The 21266-nt window shown below is 62.8% G+C and carries 19 protein-coding genes and 1 pseudogene; 10 read left to right on the forward strand and 10 right to left on the reverse strand.

Going from position 1 to position 21266, the window contains the following annotated elements; translation table 11 throughout:
* Positions 1 to 38 precede the first annotated feature (38 nt).
* Entirely contained in the window at positions 39 to 1286 is a 1248-nt protein-coding gene (locus Q8K08_RS02580) for a sarcosine oxidase subunit beta family protein (protein ID WP_305249110.1), read from the reverse strand.
* Between the two features lie 232 nt (positions 1287 to 1518).
* On the opposite strand from Q8K08_RS02580, the gene ccmI reads away from it, so the two are divergent.
* The 3 genes from ccmI to Q8K08_RS02595 are packed head-to-tail and all read left to right on the forward strand — an operon-like array spanning position 1519 to position 3454.
* Positions 1519 to 2745 (forward strand): c-type cytochrome biogenesis protein CcmI, encoded by a 1227-nt coding sequence (gene ccmI / locus Q8K08_RS02585; RefSeq protein ID WP_305249111.1) that lies wholly within the window; start codon positions 1519 to 1521, stop codon positions 2743 to 2745.
* Entirely contained in the window at positions 2742 to 3227 is a 486-nt protein-coding gene (ruvX, locus tag Q8K08_RS02590) for a Holliday junction resolvase RuvX (RefSeq protein ID WP_304802002.1), read from the forward strand. Before ccmI ends, ruvX begins: the two co-directional genes overlap by 4 nt.
* Entirely contained in the window at positions 3224 to 3454 is a 231-nt protein-coding gene (locus Q8K08_RS02595) for a DUF1289 domain-containing protein (RefSeq protein ID WP_304802000.1), read from the forward strand. The genes ruvX and Q8K08_RS02595 overlap by 4 nt, the downstream gene beginning before the upstream one ends.
* Before the next feature lie 10 nt (positions 3455 to 3464).
* Here the strand turns inward: Q8K08_RS02595 and Q8K08_RS02600 are convergent, their stop codons facing one another.
* Together Q8K08_RS02600 and Q8K08_RS02605 are read right to left on the reverse strand one after the other, a co-directional pair.
* A complete protein-coding gene (locus tag Q8K08_RS02600) occupies positions 3465 to 4196 on the reverse strand; it encodes a hypothetical protein (protein WP_304801998.1) in 732 nt (243 codons plus the stop codon).
* A gap of 13 nt (positions 4197 to 4209) precedes the next feature.
* Positions 4210 to 5028 carry a sulfite exporter TauE/SafE family protein gene (locus Q8K08_RS02605; protein ID WP_305249112.1) on the reverse strand — a complete coding sequence of 273 codons (819 nt, stop codon included), beginning with the start codon at positions 5026 to 5028 and terminating at the stop codon, positions 4210 to 4212.
* Between the two features lie 137 nt (positions 5029 to 5165).
* Here Q8K08_RS02605 and Q8K08_RS02610 point away from each other — a divergent pair, with 137 nt between their 5' ends.
* Entirely contained in the window at positions 5166 to 6353 is a 1188-nt protein-coding gene (locus Q8K08_RS02610) for a multidrug effflux MFS transporter (RefSeq protein ID WP_305249113.1), read from the forward strand.
* On the opposite strand, the gene dusA is transcribed toward Q8K08_RS02610, so the two are convergent.
* Entirely contained in the window at positions 6335 to 7315 is a 981-nt protein-coding gene (dusA, locus tag Q8K08_RS02615; RefSeq protein ID WP_305249114.1) for a tRNA dihydrouridine(20/20a) synthase DusA, read from the reverse strand. The genes Q8K08_RS02610 and dusA overlap by 19 nt on opposite strands.
* A gap of 367 nt (positions 7316 to 7682) precedes the next feature.
* Here dusA and Q8K08_RS02620 point away from each other — a divergent pair, with 367 nt between their 5' ends.
* Positions 7683 to 8969, forward strand: coding sequence for a glycosyltransferase family 4 protein (locus tag Q8K08_RS02620; protein ID WP_305249115.1), 1287 nt, complete (start codon positions 7683 to 7685; stop codon positions 8967 to 8969).
* Positions 8966 to 9853 (forward strand): annotated as a pseudogene (locus Q8K08_RS21905) (glycosyltransferase); the annotation flags it as partial. The gene Q8K08_RS02620 and the pseudogene Q8K08_RS21905, both read left to right, overlap by 4 nt.
* Before the next feature lie 38 nt (positions 9854 to 9891).
* On the opposite strand, the gene crtB reads toward Q8K08_RS21905, so the two are convergent.
* Positions 9892 to 10896, reverse strand: a complete 1005-nt coding sequence (crtB, locus tag Q8K08_RS02625) for a 15-cis-phytoene synthase (protein WP_305249116.1) — start codon at positions 10894 to 10896, stop codon at positions 9892 to 9894.
* The gene (locus Q8K08_RS02630) at positions 10893 to 12467 is read right to left on the reverse strand and encodes a phytoene desaturase (protein ID WP_304797219.1); all 1575 of its coding nucleotides are present in this window, start codon (positions 12465 to 12467) and stop codon (positions 10893 to 10895) included. The genes crtB and Q8K08_RS02630 overlap by 4 nt, the downstream gene beginning before the upstream one ends.
* A gap of 132 nt (positions 12468 to 12599) precedes the next feature.
* On the opposite strand from Q8K08_RS02630, the gene crtA reads away from it, so the two are divergent.
* The 4 genes from crtA to bchO are packed head-to-tail and all read left to right on the forward strand — an operon-like array spanning position 12600 to position 16910.
* Positions 12600 to 13319: a spheroidene monooxygenase gene (gene crtA / locus Q8K08_RS02635; protein WP_370870489.1), complete on the forward strand. Its 720-nt coding sequence runs from the start codon at positions 12600 to 12602 to the stop codon at positions 13317 to 13319.
* The gene (bchI, locus tag Q8K08_RS02640) at positions 13319 to 14374 is read left to right on the forward strand and encodes a magnesium chelatase ATPase subunit I (RefSeq protein ID WP_305249118.1); all 1056 of its coding nucleotides are present in this window, start codon (positions 13319 to 13321) and stop codon (positions 14372 to 14374) included. Before crtA ends, bchI begins: the two co-directional genes overlap by 1 nt.
* Before the next feature lie 7 nt (positions 14375 to 14381).
* On the forward strand, positions 14382 to 16043 hold the full coding sequence (locus tag Q8K08_RS02645; protein WP_304797215.1) for a magnesium chelatase subunit D: 1662 nt from the start codon (positions 14382 to 14384) through the stop codon (positions 16041 to 16043).
* 3 nt (positions 16044 to 16046) lie between these two features.
* On the forward strand, positions 16047 to 16910 hold the full coding sequence (gene bchO, locus Q8K08_RS02650; protein ID WP_305249119.1) for an alpha/beta fold hydrolase BchO: 864 nt from the start codon (positions 16047 to 16049) through the stop codon (positions 16908 to 16910).
* Here bchO and idi read toward each other — a convergent pair.
* The 4 genes from idi to chlG are packed head-to-tail and all read right to left on the reverse strand — an operon-like array spanning position 16907 to position 20854.
* Positions 16907 to 17461 carry an isopentenyl-diphosphate Delta-isomerase gene (gene idi / locus Q8K08_RS02655; RefSeq protein ID WP_304797210.1) on the reverse strand — a complete coding sequence of 185 codons (555 nt, stop codon included), beginning with the start codon at positions 17459 to 17461 and terminating at the stop codon, positions 16907 to 16909. The genes bchO and idi overlap by 4 nt on opposite strands.
* A complete protein-coding gene (locus tag Q8K08_RS02660; protein WP_305249120.1) occupies positions 17458 to 18651 on the reverse strand; it encodes a geranylgeranyl diphosphate reductase in 1194 nt (397 codons plus the stop codon). Before Q8K08_RS02660 ends, idi begins: the two co-directional genes overlap by 4 nt.
* A 2-nt stretch (positions 18652 to 18653) precedes the next feature.
* A complete protein-coding gene (locus tag Q8K08_RS02665; RefSeq protein ID WP_305249121.1) occupies positions 18654 to 19949 on the reverse strand; it encodes a BCD family MFS transporter in 1296 nt (431 codons plus the stop codon).
* Positions 19946 to 20854: a chlorophyll synthase ChlG gene (gene chlG / locus Q8K08_RS02670; RefSeq protein WP_305249122.1), complete on the reverse strand. Its 909-nt coding sequence runs from the start codon at positions 20852 to 20854 to the stop codon at positions 19946 to 19948. The genes Q8K08_RS02665 and chlG overlap by 4 nt, the downstream gene beginning before the upstream one ends.
* Positions 20855 to 21266 lie beyond the last annotated feature (412 nt).

The raw sequence follows: 21266 nt of genomic DNA on the forward strand, positions 1-21266 counted from the left end.
ACAAACGCAGCCCAGACCGGAAAGGTTCCCCGAACGCATCAGTGTGCCACCCCGGCGGCGACGGATTCGTCGATGAACCGCCCTTCGCGGAAGCGCCACATGTCAAAATCAGCGGCCAGCGCGCCCGGCTCTCCGCGGGCCATCAGATCGGCCATGGCCCAGCCAGAACCGGGAATGGCCTTGAACCCGCCAGTGCCCCAGCCACAGTTGATAAAGCAATTGCCCAACGGGGTTTTCGAGATGATAGGCGAGCGGTCGCCAGTCATATCCACGATCCCGCCCCATTGCCGCAGCATCTTAAGCCTTGAGATCATGGGGAAAGTTTCGACCAAGGCGCGCAAAGTCTCCTCAATATGATGGAAGGACCCGCGCTGGGTATAGTTGTTGAACCCGTCGGTGCCGCCACCGATCACCATCTCGCCCTTGTCAGACTGTGACATATAGCCGTGAACGGTGTTGGCCATCACCACCACATCCATGCAGGGCTTGATCGGCTCTGATACCAGCGCTTGCAGGGCCAGCGATTCCACCGGCAGGCGGAATCCTGCCATATCGGCAACCTGCCCCGAATGACCCGCAACCACGATGCCAAGTTTTTTGGTGCCGATATACCCTTTGGTCGTCTCGACCCCGGTAACCTGCCCGTTTTCCGACCGCACCCCGGTCACTTCGCATTGCTGGATGATATCCATGCCCATCTCGGAACAGGCCCGCGCATAACCCCACGCCACCGCATCATGGCGCGCCGTGCCACCGCGCGCCTGATAAAGCGCACCAAGGATCGGATAACGCGGCCCGTCAATATTGATGATCGGCACCAGTTCCTTGACCCGCTCAGGCGAAATCCATTCCGTCACCACGCCTTGCAGGTTGTTGGCATGGACCGTGCGCAGATAACCCCGCACCTCATGATGGGTCTGCGCCAGCATCAGCAACCCGCGCGGGCTGAACATGATGTTGTAGTTCAGCTCTTGCGAAAGCGTTTCATACAGAGACCGCGCCTTTTCATAGATCGCGGCAGAGGGGTCTTGCAGATAGTTCGACCGGATGATCGTGGTATTGCGCCCGGTGTTGCCGCCACCCAGCCAGCCCTTTTCGATGATCGCGACATTCCGGATGCCGTGATTCTTGCCAAGGTAATAGGCCGTGGCCAGACCATGCCCGCCCGCGCCGATGATCACGGCATCATAGCTGGCCTTTGGGGTTGGCGATTTCCACGCCCGCTCCCATCCCTGATGATGGGTAAGCGCCTCACGCGCGATGGCAAAAACCGAATAGCGTTTCATCGGGCCAATCCTTCGGACAGTGGCGGGCGGTATCACCCTGTATGTGACTGTTTAACGCTTTGGCGCCACAGCCCCAAGCGGCACAACAGGGAAAATTGCGACATCGGCGCAGGTTGATGTCGCAGGTCAGCGCCGCAACCCGTGGTATTAGCCCGCCTGCGGCCAATTCCCGCCTTTTGTCCGGGGCCATGAGCCCTTACATGGGCTGAGGCGGACTGAATGAGGAAATGGGATGGAACTGTGGGTTTTCTGGGCGGCAGTCGCGCTGCTGGTCGCGGGTGTGGTGGCAACGCTGTGGCGGGCGGTCTGGCGCGCCCGCGCCGAAACCCGTGTCGCGGCTGACTTTGACCTTGCTGTCTACCGCGACCAACTGACCGAGATCGAGCGTGATATCGCCCGTGGCACCATCCCCGCCGATGAAGGCGTGCGCCTGCGCACCGAAATCCAGCGCCGCCTGCTGGACGCCGACCGCAACGCGCAAAAAGCGGCCCCCGCAGCCGAGGCGCGGGCCGGATGGGGGCTGGCGGTACTGATCGCCGTTGCCATGGGCGCAGGGGTTTATGGCTATTGGCGTCTTGGTGCGCCGGGCTATCCCGATCTGCCACTGGAAGCCCGCTTTGCCATGGCCGAAGAGGCCCGCGCCAACCGCCCCTCGCAAGCCGACGCCGAGGCGCAGATCCCCCCCGGCCTGCCACGCAGCGACATCGACCCCTCTTTCCTAGACCTGATGGACAAGCTGCGCCAAGCGGTGCAGGACCGCCCCGACGATCTGCGCGGCTTCGAGCTACTGGCCCGGAACGAGGCCGCTATGGGCAATCTGGCTGCGGCCAAGGACGCACAGGCCGCGATGCTCCGCATCAAGGGCGACGCGGCGACCGCCGAAGACCACGCAGCGCACGCCGAACTGATGATCATGGCCGCGGGTGGCTTCGTCTCGCCCGAGGCGGAACAGGCATTGGTCCGCGCGCTGGCGCTTGACCCCGCCGATGGCACCGCGCGCTATTACACCGGCATCATGTTTGCCCAGATCGGACGCTTTGACCGCACCTTCATCCTCTGGCGTCGCCTGTTGGAAGAAAGCCCGCCCGATGCGCCTTGGGTGCAGTCAATCCGTGCACAACTGCCGCAGGTGGCAGAGCGTGCAGGCGTTCGCTATACCCTGCCCGCCGCCGCGTCCGCCCCCGGCCCGACCGCGGGCGATATCGCCGCCGCCGCCGAGATGAGTGCCGAGGACCGTCAAGCCATGATTGAAGGCATGGTCGACCAGCTGGGTGCGCGTCTGGCGACCGATGGCGGCCCCGCAGAAGATTGGGCGCGTTTGATCACCTCGCTGGCGCAGATTGGCCGTACGGAGCAAGCCCGCGAGATTTATGCCGAGGCCCAGACCCGCTTTGCCGGGCGCACGGTTGAGCTGTCGGGCCTGCGTGAAGCTGCCGTGATGGCCGGGGTGGCCGAATGATCCTGACCGATATCGCAGACTTCATGGCGACCCTGCCCCGGACCGGCGGCATCGCGGGCCTTGATCTGGGGGACAAGACCATCGGCGTCGCGCTCTCCGACCTGCGCCGAAGCGTGGCCACCCCGGTTGAGGTGATCCGGCGCGAGAAATTCACCCTCGACGCCACCCGTCTGCTGACCCTGCTGACCGCGCGTGGTACGGCAGGCATCATCCTTGGCCTGCCGCTGAACATGGACGGCTCAGAGGGTCCGCGTGTGCAATCCACCCGCGCCTTTGCCCGGAATCTGGAAAAGCTCACCACCCTGCCGATCAGCTTCTGGGATGAGCGCCTGTCGACAGTTGCCGCCGAGCGCGCCCTGCTGGAGGCGGATACGTCGCGAAAGGGTCGCAAAGAAGTCATCGACAAGGTCGCCGCCGGCTATATCTTGCAAGGTGCGCTGGACAGAATGGCGTATATGACAGCACGACAGGACGAGCCGTGAGTGACGAAATCTGGAAACGCGCCGAAATCGAGTCGCCTTGCGTCAAGCTCTGCGTCGTTCACCCCGAGGCGCGCATTTGCATAGGCTGCCTGCGCAGCATTGACGAGATCACCATGTGGTCGCGCTTGTCACCAGACTCCCGCAGCGCCATCATGGCAGACTTGCCCAGCCGCGCGCCCCTGATTGCCAAACGCCGCGGCGGACGTGCCGCACGGCTGCAAGGCTGAGCGCAAGGCGCTACGGTGAGTCGATCCAGTCCACCACATTGGTCAGCATGGGGCGGAAATAGGCAATGATACGGTCGCCCTGATCTTCGCCACGCCATGGTGCCACCCCGTGAACCGTCAGACGGTGCAGCAGCGTGGCCTCTCCGACTTTGGCGGGCAGTTCCAGACGCTTGCAGTGCGCAAAGACCAGCGCGCGGGCGCTTTGATAGGCGTCGGTGATGTCGATCTCGTGCCAATGCGCCACCGGATGCGGGCGCAATGCAGCGTGCAGCGCGGCAGCCATGATCCTGTGGCTGCCCTCCCACACCACCAAGGGCGCCGCACGGATATCGGTCAGCGGCAGGCCAAGAATCCAGGCATGCGGCTCGCGGATCATCCGGCGGCGGTCGGGGCCAACGGGTAAAAGCCCGTCCAGATGGGCGGCATCGCGGCTCTGGCGAAAGGCAAAGGCGGCGGGGGATTCGTCGAGTGACGGCTGCGGATAGCCGGGGCGGATCACCGACAGTTGCGCCGGGTGCAGGGCCAAGGGAGCCAACGGCAGGGCAGACCAAGGAAAGACCACGCCCGCCACCGCGCCATCCGGCCCGTTTGGCAAAGCATCAACCCCGACAAACCATGTGCCGCCACAGCGCCAAGGCTGAGTGCTGGTCGCAATCTGCTGCTCTGCCACCGGCAAAGCCGCGCGCGCCCAAACCGCAATGGCCGGATCTGGCCCAAGCCTGCGCCAGCCAGAGTCCGTCATTGCCGCGCGCCGCTCAATATCCCAGCACCTTGCGCAACATGTTCAGCGCGACCAGCGTGATGAACACCGCAAACACCCGCTTGAGCGGCTTTGGGTCCATGGCATGCGCCAGTTTCACCCCCCAAGGCGTTGTGATCATTGTCATCGCAAAGATCAGCGCAAAGGCGGGCATGTTGACCGCACCCAAGGTAAAGGGCGGCGCACCTTCAACCGGCAGGAACAGGAACACCAGCACAGAGGGCACCGCAATGGTCATGCCAAAGCCCGAAGCGGTGGCGACCGCACGGTGGATCGGCGTGTTGTAAAGGCTCATCAGCGGCACGCCAAAGCTGCCGCCGCCAATCCCCATCAGCACTGAGAGGAACCCCACAATCCCGCCGAAACCCGCACGTTTTGCGCCCTTTGGCATCTCAGAGCCCAGCCGCCAATGCACTTTGCCAAAGGCCATATACAGGCCCACTATAATGCCCAACACGCCGAAGATCGCCTGCAAGGTCACCGATTTCAGCGCCGAGGCCGTGAAGACGCCAATGACCGCCCCTGCTCCGATTGCCGGGGCCCATGTCCGCAAAATCTCCCAATCTACTGCGCCCTTCTTATTGTGCGCCATGACAGATCGCAGCGAGGTCACGACAATCGTGGCAAGCGAGGTTGCAAGGCAGACCTGCATCAATTGCGGCCCGCCGTAACCCAAGGCCCCAAAGGCGTAAAAGAACGCGGGCACCAGCACGATACCGCCCCCGACCCCCAAAAGCCCGGCAATCACTCCGGCGACGGCACCGATCACCGCTAAAAGACCGATCATCGGGATCAGCAGGCTTGCGTCAGGCATGTCGGGCTCCTTCTGGCGGGCAGACTTGCCGCGCTTTGTGATAGCGCGCGGCTGCAACAAGGGCCAGTGCGGCCTTACCGATACCGACCGAAAGGTGTAGAGCGGTGAACTAACTCATCCGATGCGAGTCTTGCCCCATGTCTTCATCTTTGCTGCGCCCGGCGCTTGTGCTGGGCCTTTTGTCCTGTGTCGGTCCGTTTGCCATCGACATGTATCTGCCCGCAATGCCCGATATCGGTGCCGACCTTGGCACCAGCGTCGCGGCCATGCAGGGCACGATCACCGCATATTTTCTGGCCTTTGGGGTGGCGCAACTGTTTTACGGGCCCTGGGCCGATCAGGCCGGGCGCAAGCCGCCGCTGTATGCCGGGTTGGCGGTGTTCTTGCTGGGCACGCTGATCTGCACACTGGCTCCGTCAATCACATGGCTGACAATGGGGCGCTTTGTGCAGGGGCTTGGCGGGGCGGCTGTGATGGTGGTGCCGCGCGCTATCATCCGCGACATGGCAACCGGGCATCAGGCCACGCGGTTGATGGCGGCGATCATGCTGGTGATCTCGGTCTCGCCCATGCTGGCGCCTTTGGCGGGGGCTGGAGTGATGGCGGTGGCAAGCTGGCGCTGGATCTTTGGCGTGCTGGCTGTCGCCGCACTGCTGTCGCTGCTGATGATCCGCTTTGTGCTGGCCGAGACGCTGCCACCCATGCAGCGCCAGCATTTTGATCTGACAGATACATTGCGCGGTGCAAAGCGCTTGCTGAGCGACCGGGGTTTCATGGCACTGACCTTTCTGGGTGGCTTTGCGATGGCAAGCTTCTTTGTCTTCATCGCCTCGGGGCCGTTTGTCTATACGCAGGCCTTTGGTCTGTCGCCGACCGGATTTTCGCTGGCCTTTGCGGTGAACGCCATCGGGTTCTTTGCAGCGTCGCAACTGGCGGCCGGGTTCGGGATGCGCTTTGGGGCCGCGCGCGTGGTGCGGGTGGCTGTTTTGGGGTTCTTTGCCAGCACCGTAAGTCTTGTCCTTGTTGGCACGCTTGGCTTTGCCTCACTGCCCGTGGTGCTGGCCGGGTTGTTTGTCGCCAACGCCTTCCTTGGGCTGGTCATTCCCACCGTGATGGTACTGGCGCTGGAGGAGCATGGCGATATCGCGGGGCTGGCCTCGTCGCTGGGTGGCACGCTGCAAATGTTGGCGGGAGGCGTGATGATTGCGTTGACAGCACCCTTCTTTGACGGCACCGCTTTGCCGATGCTGGCAGCGATTGCCGTGTGCGGCACCATTGCACTTGCCCTGTCGCGCGGGGTCCGGGTTCAGGCGGCGGTCACCTGAACCTGCGCGAGGGCGGCATCCAACAAGTCCAGCCCCGCGCCGTCGCGCGTGGCGCCTTCGGACAGCACGCGGCGCCAGCCGCGCGCACCAGGGCGACCTGCAAACAGCCCCAACATATGCCGGGTGATCTGGTGCAGCCGCCCGCCTGATGCCAGATGCGCGGCGATATAAGGTTTCATATCTTGGACCACACGGTGCGCATCGGGGGCGTAATCTTCGCCCCACAGCGCATCGGCACCGATCAGCGTGGCAGACGGGTCGTGATAGGCCGCGCGCCCGATCATCACCCCGTCAAGCCCTTGGTCCAGCAGGTCTTTGGCCTGTGCCAATGTGCTGATGCCGCCATTGATACAAATGGTCAGATCCGGGAAGTCTTGCTTCATTTGCAGCACAAGCGGATAGTCCAGCGGCGGAATCTCACGGTTTTCCTTGGGGGACAGGCCCTGCAACCACGCCTTGCGGGCATGGATGACAAAGTGCCGAACTCCGGCGCGGGACACCTGATCTATGAAGTCAGGCAGCACCTGAGCCGGGTTCTGGTCATCGACCCCGATCCGGCATTTCACCGTGACCGGCACCGGGCTTTCCCCGATCATCGCCGCCACGCATTCGGCCACCAGCGCCGGACGCTCCATCAGCACCGCGCCAAAACAGCCAGACTGCACCCGGTCTGACGGGCAGCCAACGTTCAGGTTAATCTCGTCATAGCCCCAGTCGCGCGCGATCCGCACCGCCATCGCAAGTTCGACAGGCACCGATCCGCCCAGCTGCAACGCCACCGGATGCTCCACCGCACTGAAATCCAACAGCTTCGGGCGCGGCCCATGCAAGATCGCCGGGGCGGTTACCATTTCTGTATACAGCATCACCCGCCGCGACATCATGCGATGAAAGACCCGGCAATGACGATCTGTCCAATCCATCATCGGCGCTACGGACAATCTGTGGCTTTTATATTTCATAATTATATCATACACTTAATTCACAAATCGGGTGCAAGACACAGTCTGCGTGAAACGCCGCTTTGCGTTTGAGTTTCGGTCAGGCCATCGCACATTTGCGATCTGGATGGATCAAAGCAATCTCCTACTATGTGTCAGACTCTTAACCAAGCCCTTTGGCCCACAGTCACCCGTGGAAAACGCGGTCTTACACCACGTTTCGCGCAGCATCAGGGCAGAAACTATGTGGCAGACCGCAGCGGAAACTGGCAAATCATACAAAGACCACAATTGGGCTGTATGTCTAAATTTGTTGCAACTTTAGTGATCGAATGGTAAGCCCCTGCCAGATTTGGCAACGTGAATACGATGCCAAACCAGCGATTGAATGGACGCAATGATACCAGAGAAAACTTCGTCCTGTTTCGAGAGCAGCTCCCTCAAAATCGCGTTCATCGTTACAGAATACCCCAAGACGACCGAAACCTTCATCATGCGTGATGTCATGGAGTTCAGCGGTCATGGGTGTGAATTGCTCATCTTCTCGCTGACCCATTTCAACAAGCTTGATTTGCTGCATGATTTCGCCAAGCCGACCCGCGCCTGGGCTCGGGATTACGCTTATTTCGCATCACCGGATGTGATTGCGGCAGTGGCTTATTTTATGTGGCGCGCGCCGCGAAAACTGACGCGCGTTGTTTATGATATCTTGCGTGGCAGTTGGCGTCACCCGGCCACGCTTCTGAAATCACTTTTCATTCTGCCGAAGTCTCTGCGTATCGCACGAGAGCTAATGCTTTGGCAGGCAGATCATATTCACGCCGCCTATGCCGGGCATCCAGCGACAGCGGCATGGATTATAAAGCGGATGACAGGAATTCCCTTCAGCGCCAGCAGCCACGCGCATGATCTGTTCGAGACACAGGCCTTGCTGACGACGAAATTGCCGGAGGCAGAGCTGGTCAGGACGATCAGCAATTTCAACAAGCGTTTTTTGATCGAGCATGTTCCACAGCTTGCAGAGCGACCACCGCAGGTGATCCATGTCGGAACCTACCTTACGGACAACGATCAACGGGTGCCGTTGGACCAGATAGATGGTTTCCGCATTCTTTATGTGGGATCGCTGGAACAGCGAAAGGGCGTCGATCTGCTGCTGCGCGCCTTTGCCCGTGCGCGCCAACCAGACTGGCAGCTAGAGATTATCGGTGATGGTCCCGAAAGGGCAAACCTTGAAGCTCTGGCACGAACGGAAAGCCTCGCGGCAAGTGTCACGTTCAAAGGCGCACAAACCAATGAAAACGTGCGCGCTGCCATGCTGCAATCGTCGCTTTTGGTGGTTCCAAGCCGGATTGGTGCACGCAATCAGACCGAAGGCCTGCCCACGGTGATCGTGGAGGCTTTTTCTGCCCGGCTACCCGTTGTGGCGACCCGCCTTACCGGCATTCCCGAGATTGTCCTGCATGATGTGACTGGCCTGCTTTTTGAAATGGAAGACGAGGCCGGCCTGGCCAACGCACTGGTCCGGATATCGTCTGATTTGGCTCAAGCGGCACAATGGGCAGAGGCAGGGCGTGCCTTGGTGGACGAAGAATTCGACCAACGAAAGAACGCAAAACTGTTGCTGGATCAAATCAAGAAAACCCTGCCCAACCTGAACAGAAGCACCCTATGACGCCCCATCCTGACGACAAAGATCCGCGACGGATCGTTATCATCATTGACAATCTGGGTCTTGGTGGCGCGCAGAAATTGCTGCATGTTCAAATCTCGGAAATGAGCAAGACACACCATTTGCGCATCATCAACCTTGGACCGGCAACAGATCTGGCCCACAGTTTCGCCGCGCAAGGCGTGGACGTGGTTTCACAGGGCGGAATGCGCCTGACCGATCTGCGTGCCATGCTGAAGTTGCGCCGAGAGCTGGCTGAGTGGCGACCCGATCTTATTCACTCGCACCTGCTGTATGCGACAGTTATCGGATCAGTTCTCGCACGGTTGCTGAAGGTGCCGCATGTTGCGACCATACACAATGAAAAGGCGGCAGCGACGGGTTTCACAGACAAGGTACGCGGCTGGCTTGAACAGTTCGCTCTGCGTCAGATGACTGTTGTCGCCATCGCTTGTGGCCCGAAAATTGCAAAAATTCAGTCCCCCCGCGTGGGAAAAACGCCCTTGGTCACGGTCTCCAACAAGATCAGACCGGCGCAACACCTGTCGCCAGAGGCGCGGCATTTGTTGCGAAAGGCTGCCGGAATTGCCGACTCTGATATTGTGGTTCTAGCGGCGGGCCGATTGGTGCCCCAGAAGGGATTTGACGTTCTCCTTTCTGCCTTTGCTCAGGCGGTGAAGACTACGCCGCAGGCGCTTTTGCTGATCGTTGGCGAAGGTCAGGAACGTATAGCACTGGAGCAACAGGCAAAATCATTGCAGCTGGCAGATCGGGTGCGGTTTTCCGGTGAGGTGCCCGATTTGGGAAACATGCTGCAGATGGCCGATGTGTTTGCGCTTTCATCCCGCCATGAAGGGCTGCCGCTGGTCTTGATAGAGGCCTTATCCGCCGCCCTTCTTTGCAGGCCGATCAAACAACCGACGTGTCAGGCAATGCCGCGCGACCGGGCCTCCAGTTGCGCCAACACTTCAAACAAAGCGTCCGAGCGGCCCCTTGCGCCTGCCTTGCGCGCGGCAGCATCGACCAGAAACGCCACCTCGGCGGCGGGGCGGGCGTGCAGCGTAGCCGAATGCGGCAACAGCGGGGTGACGACTGCGCGCAGCCCCGACAACATCAGCCAGCCCAGCTTTTGCCCGCGCCCGGTGCGGGCCCTGTGGTTGACAGAGTCGTAACCCGTGCGCGCCACATGGCCACCGATGCCCGCGTAGATATGCCGGGCTGCAAAAATGCCCGGACGGCAGGCAAGCGGCAGCGCAGGCACCCCCGCTTCGGCCCGAAGATACAGACGATCCGCCTCGCGCAACAGGCGCGCGGTCACCCGGCGCACCCCGTCACAGGCGGCAGGTGTGGTCAAAAAGCGCGCCAGATCAACGCCCTCATCGCGCAGCCAGTCCAGCGGCAAGAACACCCGCCCTGCCCGCGCGTCTTCGCCCACATCGCGGCTGATGTTGGTCAATTGCATCGCCAGCCCCAGATCGCAGGCCCGCGCCAATGCGTCGGCATCGCGCACCCGCATCAACACGCACATCATGGCACCCACCGCCGCCGCCACGCGGGCGGAGTAATCCAGAACCCCCGACAGCGTCTCATAGCGCCGCCCGATCGCATCCCAGGCCAAGCCTTCCAGCAAAGCCTCGGGCAATGCGCGCGGCATGTCGAAATCTTCCACCACCGAGGCAAAGGCCCGGTCGGCATAGCCGTTGCGCGGGCGGCCAAGGTAAACCAGATCCAGCCGGTCGCGCAGGCGCAAAACCGCCCCCGCTTTGTCTGTGCCCTCATCCACCTCGTCATCCGCCACCCGGCAGAACGCATAAAGCGCCAGCGCCGGGTCGCGCACGCGGGCGGGCAACACCTTTGATGCGGCATGAAACGACAGGCTGCCGGTGCGGATCGCGGCGCGGCAGGCCGCCATGTCTGCGGGCGCGATCATTCTGCCGCCATCCGCAGCGCAGTTTGCGCCGCTGTCTCGGCGCGCACCATCGGGTCGGGCACCAGTTTGCCCAGCACTTCCGCTGTGCCGATCACCCCCGGCAGCCCTGCGCCGGGATGCGTCCCCGCCCCGGCCAGATACAGGCCCGGCAGTTCCTCACTCACATTATGGGGCCGAAACCATGCCGATTGCAGAATGCGCGGCTCGATCGAGAACCCCGCACCAAAGGGTGACAGATAGCGGTCGCGGAAGGTCTCTGGCGTGAAGGTCAGGCTTTCACTGATACGGTCTGTCACCCCCGGCAGCAGCCGTTCCTCCAGCACCTTCAGCATCTTGGCGCGGTACGGTTCTTCCTCGCGCTCCCAATCCACCCCGTTGTCATGGCCCAGATGTGGGACCGGCGACAGCACATAGAACGTATCATCCCCTTCGGGCGCGCAAGACGGGTCGGTGACGCTGGGGCGGTGGACATACAGGCTCATGTCATCGGCCAGACGCCCGTGGATGAAGATATCCTTGATATGCTCGCGGTAGCGGGGGCCGACGACGATAGAGTGATGGCCCACATCGCCCCACATGCCACGCGTGCCCTTGGTGCCGAAATACCAGACATAAAGCCCCATCGACCAGCGCGCGCGCTTCAGCTTGGCCGGCGTCCAGCGCTTTTTGGGAGCATTCCGCAGCAACCGGTCATAGGTGTGGCCTGCATCGGCGTTGGATACGACCACCGATGCGGGCAGAGTTTCACCCGATACAAGCCGCACACCTGATGCACGGCCACCTGAAATGGTGATCTCATCCACTTCGGTATTGCGAACCACCTCGCCACCCTGCGATTCGATCACACCCACCATGGCATCGGCAATCGCCTGCACGCCACCCATGGCGTAGTGCACGCCAAACGCCTTTTCCAGATGGCTGACAAGGATATACATCGACGTCACGTTGAACGGATCGCCGCCGATGAACAGTGGATGGAACGACAGCGCAAAGCGCAGGTGTTCGTCTTTGACCCGCGCCGCCGCATGGGCGTAAACCGACCGGTCAGCGCGCAGCATGGCAAATTTGGGGATCACCTTCAGCGTGTCCCAGACCTTGTGCATCGCCTTGCGGCCAAGGTCTTCATACCCGAACCAATAGCGCGCCTCGGAATCTTTGAGGAACCGCTCATAGCCCTTTGAATCCGATGGTGAAATCCGCGCCACCTCGGCCTTTATCGCGGCATCATCCTGACGTGCGGTAAAGGTCTGGCCATCGGCAAACCGGATCTCATAGAACGGGTCCATCGGTTTAAGCGCCACATCCGCATCAAAGTCACGCCCGCAGGCCGCCCACAGGTCGCGCAAGCCCTGCGGCACGGTCACAATCGTTGGCCCAAGGTCGAATCGGTGCCCGCCCTGTGTAATCGACGACCCGCGCCCGCCCGCCCGGTCCAGCCGGTCAATCACGGTCACACGATACCCTTTGGCGCCCAGACGCATCGCGGATGCAAGACCACCAAGCCCCGCCCCAATGACGATAGCCTGATCAGGATGGGATGGCGGGGCAACGGGGTGCGGTTTGTTCTGCATGATGCGATGATAACCTGTCTAGTTTAATTTACAACAATAGGCTTTCCGTTCAGAACTACAGAGTTGATCCTTTCTCTTGCGCACAAATAATGTCAGACTAAGTTTACACAGTCACCTATCGGAGGCCTGATCATTCCTGTCGCCACACTCAGCCTGTTCCGCTTTGACGGGATCGCAACCCGGCTCTGGGTGATTGGCCAGATGGGGGCGGCGCGCCTGCGCCTTGCTGGCGAACGACGGGCGCAGTTCTGGAAGCTGTGTGGATCGGGCACTGGACAGGGGTTCACGCCCAAACCCAACTGGGGCGTCTGGGCGATCCTTGCGACATGGCCGGATGAGGCGACCGCGCGCGACGCAGTGGCGACCAGCCCAGTTTTTGAACGCTGGCGCGCCAAGGCATCGGAAAGCTGGACAGTATTTTTGAACCCGACTTCGGCGCGTGGGTCATGGGCAGGGGTGAACCCGTTTTCCCCCTGTGATCTTGCCTCCAACACAGGCCCGATCATCGCGCTGACCCGCGCCACGGTGCGCCCCAGCCGTGCATTGAGGTTCTGGAACCGAGTGCCTGATATCTCTGCCGTGATTGGTGCCGACCCAAATGTGGTTTTCAAGATCGGCATCGGCGAGGTGCCATTGCTGCATCAGGTGACGTTTTCGGTCTGGCCCGATGCTGCCAGCATGGCACATTTTGCGCGCGGCGATGGCCCGCATGGTCAGGCCATCAAAGCCGTGCGCAACGGCGACTGGTTTGCCGAAGAGCTTTATGCCCGCTTTGCCCTGTTGGGCACGGTGGGCCGCTGGGAGGGTGGCGATCCGCTGGCCCGGCTCACTTCAGAAAAGGACGCTGCCTGATGCCTGCTGACACCGCGCCCAAAATCCACGCCTTGCCATCGCGTGCGGCCCCGCGCCAGCCGTTTCCGTTCTCGGCCATTGTGGGCCAGCAGGCGATGAAGCAAGCCATGGTGCTGACCGCCATCGACCCTGCCATCGGCGGTGTGCTGGTGTTTGGCGACCGGGGCACCGGAAAATCCACCGCCGTGCGCGCGCTTGCCGCCCTTTTGCCCGAGATCGACGCCGTGGAAGGCTGCCCGGTCAATTCCGCCCGCGCAGACCAGTGCCCCGATTGGGCACAGGTAACGTCTACCCAGATCATCCGCAAACCAACCCCCGTGGTCGACCTGCCGCTTGGCGTGACCGAAGACCGCGTGGTCGGCGCGCTGGACATTGAACGCGCGTTGACGCGGGGCGAAAAGGCGTTCGAGCCGGGGCTTTTGGCCCGCGCAAACCGGGGGTACTTGTATATCGATGAGGTCAACCTGCTGGAAGACCACATCGTTGATCTTTTGCTGGACGTGGCACAATCGGGCGAAAACGTGGTCGAGCGCGAAGGCCTGTCGATCCGCCATGCCGCGCGCTTTGTGCTGGTCGGATCGGGCAATCCCGAAGAAGGCGAATTGCGCCCGCAACTTCTTGACCGCTTTGGTCTGTCGGTTGAGGTGACAAGCCCGCGCGATGTGGACACTCGGGTTGAGGTGATCTTGCGCCGCGATGCCTATGAGACGGGGTATGATGCGTTCATGCCCGATTGGCAGGCCGCAGATGCCGCCTTGCAGGCCCGTATCCTTGCCGCCCGCGCCGCCCTGCCCGCGCTGAAAACCCCCGCCACCGTGCTTCACGATTGCGCATCGCTGTGCATCGCGCTTGGGTCTGACGGCTTGCGCGGCGAGCTGACGCTTTTGCGCGCCGCCCGTGCGCAGGCCGCGTTTGACGGCGATGCAACCGTGGGCCGTGCGCATCTGAAGGCGGTGGCCGTGATGGCCCTGTCGCACCGTCTGCGCCGTGATCCGCTGGATGAGGCCGGATCGGGCGTGCGGGTGGTGCGCATGCTGGACGAGGTGCTGCCGTAAGGCTGTCATGGAGTGGGACCGTATCACCCTGGCGCTAAACGTGCTGGCGATTGACCCCGAAGGCGTCAAGGGATTGTGGCTGCGTGCCCGCGCCAGTGCGGTGCGCGACCGGATCACGACGGCGCTTGCCGCCCTGCCGCTGCCCTTGGTGCGCCTGCACCCCGGCGTGGCCGATGATGCGCTGTATGGCGGGCTGGATCTGTCTGCCACCCTTGCAACAGGCCGCCCGGTGCAATCGCGCGGGCTGCTCTCGTCCCCTGCCGCCCTGATCCTGACCATGGCAGAACGGGTGCCGCCGGGTCTATCGGCACGGCTGGCCCATGCGCTGGATACCCGCCGCCATTGCCTGATCGCGCTGGATGAAGCGGCCGAGGATGGCGAGGGCCTGCCCGCCGCCCTGACCGACCGCTTAGGTCTGTTTGTCGATCTGGACGGGCTGGCGTGGTCTGACACCACGGATATATTTATGAATATCAATACTTTGTCTAAGGCGCGTGCGCGGCTTCCCTCTGTCACCCTGCCCCCTGACGCCGCAAGCGCGCTGACCCGTGCGGCGGCGGAACTGGGCATTAGGTCTTTGCGCGCGCCTTTGCTGGCGATGGCCGCCGCCCGTGCGCTGGCCGCACATGCTGGTCGCGACACAGTCGGCGACAATGATTTGCAACAGGCCGCCGAGCTGATCTATGGCCACCGCGCCCTGCCGCTGCCAGATGCCACCGCGCAAGACCAACCCGAACCGCCGCCCCCCGATCCGGGCGAAGACCAAGCGCAAGACATGGAACATCAAGCCCAATCCATCCCCGAGGAGATGCTGGTGGAAGCCGCCCGCGCCGCCCTGCCCGCCGACCTTTTGGCGCAACTGGCGGCAGGCCGCGCCGCACGCAGTGCCAAGGGCGCCACCGGCACCGGGGCAGAACGGGGCGGCAACCGACGTGGGCGCCCGCTGCCGTCGCGCCCCGGCAAACTGGGGTCTGGCGCGCGGCTCGATCTGGTGGCCACCTTGCGCGCCGCCGCCCCTTGGCAACCGCTGCGCCGCCGCACCGCACCGTCCGATGCGGTGCTTTTGGTGCGCGCATCCGACATCCGCATCAAACGGTTCGTTGAGGCGTCGGACCGGGTGCTGATCTTTGCGGTCGATGCCTCTGGCTCTGCCGCCTTTGCCCGTCTGGCCGAAGCGAAGGGTGCGGTGGAACTGCTGCTGGCCGCCGCCTATGCCCGGCGCGATCACGTGGCACTGGTCGCCTTTCGCGGGACCGGGGCCGAGGTGATCCTGCCGCCCACCCGCAGCCTTGTGCAGACCAAGCGCCGCCTGGCCGGTCTGCCGGGGGGCGGCGGCACACCGCTGGCCGCTGGTATGCAGGCGGCGATGGCGACCGCCACACTGGCGCGCGCGCGTGGCCTGACCCCCACGATTGCTTTGCTGACCGACGGTCGCGGCAATATCGCGCTGGACGGCAGCGCCAACCGCGCGCAGGCCGAGGAAGACGCGCTGCGCCTTGCCCGCGCGATCCGCGCAACCGGCATGCCCGCCGTGGTGATTGATACCGCCAACCGTCCACAACCCAGCCTTGCCGCGATGGCCCGCGCGATGGATGCGCCCTATCTCGCGCTGCCCCGCGCCGATGCGCGGCGGCTGTCGGGCGTCTTGGGCGCGGCATTGGGGGGCTAGGGCATGGACAGCGCCCGCCTGCCGCAAGACTGGCCATACCGTGCGCAATCCCGCCGTATGCGCGTGACTCCGCATGATTGGTATGTGATCGACACCGGGCCACAGGATGCCCCCGTGCTGCTTTTGCTGCATGGCGCGGGCGGATCTGGCCACAGTTTTCGCGCGCTGATCCCTGTTTTGTCAGACCACTACCGGGTGATCGTGCCCGACCTGCCGGGCCAAGGCTGCACCCGTGCGGGCGGTATGCGCCGCTTGGGTCTTGATGCCATGGCCGAAGACCTGACGCGGCTTTGCCTGTCGGGGGGCGTGGCCCCACAAGCGGTAATCGGCCATTCGGCGGGGGCGGCGATTGGCTTGCGCATGGCGGATCTGTTGCCGCTGAAGGGGATCGTTGGCATCAACGCGGCCCTTGGCACCTTTGACGGCGCGGCGGGGGTGATGTTTCCACTGATGGCGCGGGCCTTGGCGGCCACGCCCTTTGTCGGCTCTGCCGTGTCAAAGCTGTGGGGCACTCCGGCGACGGTGGCCAAGCTTTTGTCAGGCACCGGGTCGCCGCTGGATGCGGCTGGCCAAGCGCAATATCTGGCGTTGGTGCGCGATTCAGCCCATGTCAGCGGCACTCTGGGGATGATGGCGCAATGGCGGCTAGAGGGGCTGATGGCCCGCCTGCCCTCACTTGCCAACCCGGTGCTGCTGATCGCATCCGACGGCGATAACGCCGTGCCGCCAAAGGTCTCGCGTGATGCGGTGGCGCATATGCCAAACGCCACCTATGCCGAAATTGCAGGCTTTGGTCACCTGGTGCATGAAGAGGCCGCAGATCAGGTCGCAGACGTGCTGCTGCCATGGCTTGCCGCGCGGCTTTAGCGCGCCACGCCCACGCTGGCCCCGAATATGCGGGCCATATGCTCGGTCATGTAGATCTTGAGCCATGGGGTGAACTTGGCGGGCGTGCGCAGCACCTCGGCGGACAGGTCATACAGATCAACCCAGCGGGTTTCCATCACCTCATCTGGGTTGGGCGCAATCACCAGCCCCGGCCCGGCATCGGCCACGAAAATGTCGACCAGTTCATGCTCGATCAGCCCCGCCCCCACGTCGGCGCGGTATTCCACCCGGTCGGCAAAGGCCGGGAACAGGCCCGATATCCCCAACTCCTCGCGCAGGCGGCGCACGGCGCAGGTGGCAGGATCTTCGTCCCAACGGGGGTGCGTGCAGCAGGTGTTCGCCCAAAGCCCCGGCGTGTGATATTTCGACAGCGCGCGGCGCTGGATCAGCACGCGGCCCTTGTCGATCACAAACACCGATACCGCCTTATGCCGCAGCCCGCGCTGATGCACCTCCAGTTTGCCCACTGGGGTCAACTGGCCATCAACCCAGGCCGGGATCATTTCTTCGGCGGAAAGAGCAACTTTCATGACCACTTTGGCGAAACCAATCCTAGCAGATGCGCCATGTTCTTGATGCCGATCTTGATATGCGCCATGGGCCGCGCCTTTACCAAGGATTTGTTCATATAAGCCTCGAACGTCAGCTTTTGAACATCAAGATCATGGCACAGGCTGACAAAACGCTCGCGCCGGTCGTCGCTGCGATAATAGGCGTCCTGCATGGAACGCAAGACCCGGAAAACCGTGCCATGTTCGCGCATGAACAGCTTGCGCGCGATGCGCAAATCCTTGGCGCGTCCCGAAAGCAAGGCCGCCTGCGCTGCCGTGGCGGCCACGCGGCCCCCGGCCATGGCATAGAATATCCCCTCACCCGACGAGGGGGCCACAACGCCCGCCGCATCGCCCGCCAGCACCACATCGCGGCCATTGTCCCAACGATCCAAGGGTTTGAGCGGAATCGGCGCACCCTCTTTGCGGATCGTCTCACAGCCCGTAAGCCCCGCCATCGCACGCAGTGCGGCGGTGGCCTCTTTCAGATCAACGCCAGCCACCTCGGTGCCCATGCCAACGCTGGCGTGTTTGCCATGAGGGAACACCCAGCCGTAGAAATCAGGGCTGATCTTGCCGTCATAAATCACATCGCAGCGCATCGGGTCATAATCGGCATTGGCGGCGTGGCCACCTTCAGGTGCCTTGATAATCTCGTGATAAGCAATGACATAGGGGATCTTGTCACCCCCCGGCACTTCGGCGCGTGCCACAGCAGATCGCGCACCATCGGCCCCGATCACCAGACGCGTGCGGCTACGCCGCTCGGCCCCTGACGCTTTGTCGCGCCAGATCACATGGGTGCCCGCAGTGTCCCGCTCTATCCGAAGGAAGGTTCCGGTCAGCCGGTCGGCCCCGGTCATCGCGGCGCGGTCGCGCAGGAATTCGTCGAATTCCTCACGGTCCACCATGCCGACATAGCCTCCCTCAATATGGATATCCACCGCGCGGCCCGTCGGACTGATCATGCGCGCGGTCTGAATTTTGGCCACGATCATGCGATCGGGAATGTCGAAATCGCGGATCGCGCGCGGCGGGATTGCACCACCGCAAGGCTTGATCCGCCCCGCCCGGTCCAGCATCGCCACCCGGTATCCGGCGCGTGCCAGATCTTCGGCAGCCGTTGCCCCCGAAGGCCCGCCACCCACAACGAAAACATCATATATCATGGTCATTCTCCCGGAATGGCGATGGCACAGGGGCGCGGATCACGCCCCCCACGGGTCGCATCAATCACCCGCAGGGCAATCAGCGCGGCGATCAGAAACAGAAGAGCCTCGGCCAGAAACACCAGACCAAAGGCGGAGTGTGCGGGCAACCACAGCCGGAACAGATCGACCGAAGCCGCGCCCAAAAGGCCGCCAAAGCCAGCGGCAAGCGCTTGCGCGGCCCCCCACAGCCCCATGCGGGTGCCTTCACGCGCGCCGCGCCCCTGACCTGCCAGCGCCATCATCGACCCGATCGCCGCAACCGCAAACATGCCGTTGAAAAAGCCAAGCGCGATCACGGCGGGCACCAAAAGCCCAAGGCCAGTTTGCCCAAGACCCGCAATCACCGCGAGGGCGAAGGCAGACCCAACGCAACCCGCAACCACCCATTGCCGCAAACTGCCGATGCGCAGACCCGTCGCCGCAATCCCCACAGCCAACATGCCGATAAACACGCCACCATTCTGCGCACCTGAAAGCTGGGTGCTTTGCCCGACGCTGAAACCGAAGACCAAGCCGGCAAATGGCTCAAGGATCAGTTCTTGCATGAAATAAGCGGTCATCGACAGAAACACGAACAGGGTAAAGGCACGTGACTGTGGCTCGGCCCAGATTTGCGCCAGACCCTGCCGGAACGGGGCTGGATCGGCTTCACGCTCGGCAATCACACGGGATTCGATGCCCCAGACCGCCAGCGTGGTCACGCCAACCGCGCCAAGGGTGACTGCGCCAACAATCTCCAACAGCAGCGCGGGTGTGTAATCTTTGAGGAAATGCCCGACGGTTCCGGCGGTGACAGCAATGCCAAAAATCATCATCAGCCAGGTGATCGTGGCCGCCGCCGCCCGACGTTCCGGTGCGGTGGCCGTGGCCAGAAGCGCCAGCAGCGAGGTGCCCGATGCTCCCACGCCGACGCCGATCAGCGCATATGCTGCAACCGACAGCACCAAACCTGCGGTTGGCTGGTCCGGGATCAGCACCACGCCAAGGGCGGCCAGAAAAGCCCCAAGGCTGAGCGCCGCCATGCCGCCAATGATGAACACCGTGCGGTTGCCGCGCGTATCCGACCGAAAGCCCCAGTTGGGGCGTGTGATCTGAATGCCATAATGCAGCGCTACCAACAGCCCCGGCACCAGTGCGGGCAAGGCCAGTTCAACCACCATCAGCCGGTTCAGCGTGCTGGTGGTCAGGACCACCACCGCGCCAAGGCACATCTGCACCAACCCCAGCCGCGCGATCTGACCCCAGCCAAGCTTCACAGCGCAACCTCCAGATTTCGCAAGGCAAAAGCCGCGATCATCATGCCCGCGACATAAAACACAATGCCGGTGCCATTATACCAAGGCGCGTATTTCTTGGGGTCGCGGAACAGCCGCCGCATGGCCACCATCTGCGCCAGCAACAGCGCGGTCACCGCCAGTGCGTGCCAAGGCGCGCCCCAGATCAGCAAAAGCGCGATCACGATTGCCTGCGCCATTGCCATCGTGGTGCAGGCGATGCGCGCCGCCACCTCTGGCCCCAGCACGACGGGCAAAGACCGCACACCATGCTGGCGGTCGCCCTCCAACGCTTTGAAATCATTCAGCGTCATGATGCCATGCGCACCAAGCGCGTAAAGCAGCGCGATGATGACCACCTCAAACCGGGGGGCGGCTGACAACAGGACGGCGGCCCCGGTGAACCATGGCAAGCCCTCATAGCTCAGCCCGACCAGCCCCGGCCCCCACCAGCCCGAACGCTTCAGACGCACAGGCTCGGCAGAATAGGCCCAGGCGGCGATCACCCCCACCACCGTCGCGCCAAACCCCCAAGGGCCAAGCAACCAACCGATGGCCAGCGAAATCATCGTCATCACCAGCGCAATATAGAGGCCCCAACGCCCCGGTATCCGGCCCGAGGGGATCGGGCGGTTCGGTTCATTCACCGCATCGACATGCCGGTCGCACCAGTCATTCGCCGCCTGCGACATGCCGCAGACAATCGGCCCAGCCAACACCATGCCAAGGATCACGATGCCCCAGCTCCCCGCAAGCGGCACGCCCGACGACACCGCGCCGCACAGATAGGCCCAGATCGGCGGGAACCAGGTGATCGGCTTGATCAGCTCCAGCATGGCGCGGGGCTGTGGGGTCGTGCGGGCATATGGGGCGATACTGACGGTCATCTGTCAACTAAACAGGACAATCGAGAGTCGAGCAAGAGGTTTGCCACCGACTGTGTCAACTAAATCTGACAGTTTGTGCGGCAAACGGTGACAAGAGGGGCGCCTCCCCTCGGCTTCGCCTCACCCCGGAGTATTTTTACCAAGATGAACGGGCAAAGCAGAACAGGTGCGGACCAGTCAGGCGAAGGCGACAGCATGGCGCGCAAGGAGCATCGCGACCGCACAGCAAAAAGGGGGCGAAAAGTGCCCCCTACGCCGCAGCAAAAGGCATCGGCCCTTATGTATGTGTCGGCTGCTGTTCGCAATTGAGAATTTGGCACGACTTCGGAAATCGCTCATATGTATCCGGCCTGTTGATCGGCTCGCGGGCCGTGGCCTTGATGGGGTTACGCACGCGCCTTGGTCTCATTAG

It is taken from the genome of Pseudotabrizicola sp., assembly GCF_030684215.1.
Lineage (GTDB): Bacteria > Pseudomonadota > Alphaproteobacteria > Rhodobacterales > Rhodobacteraceae > Pseudotabrizicola.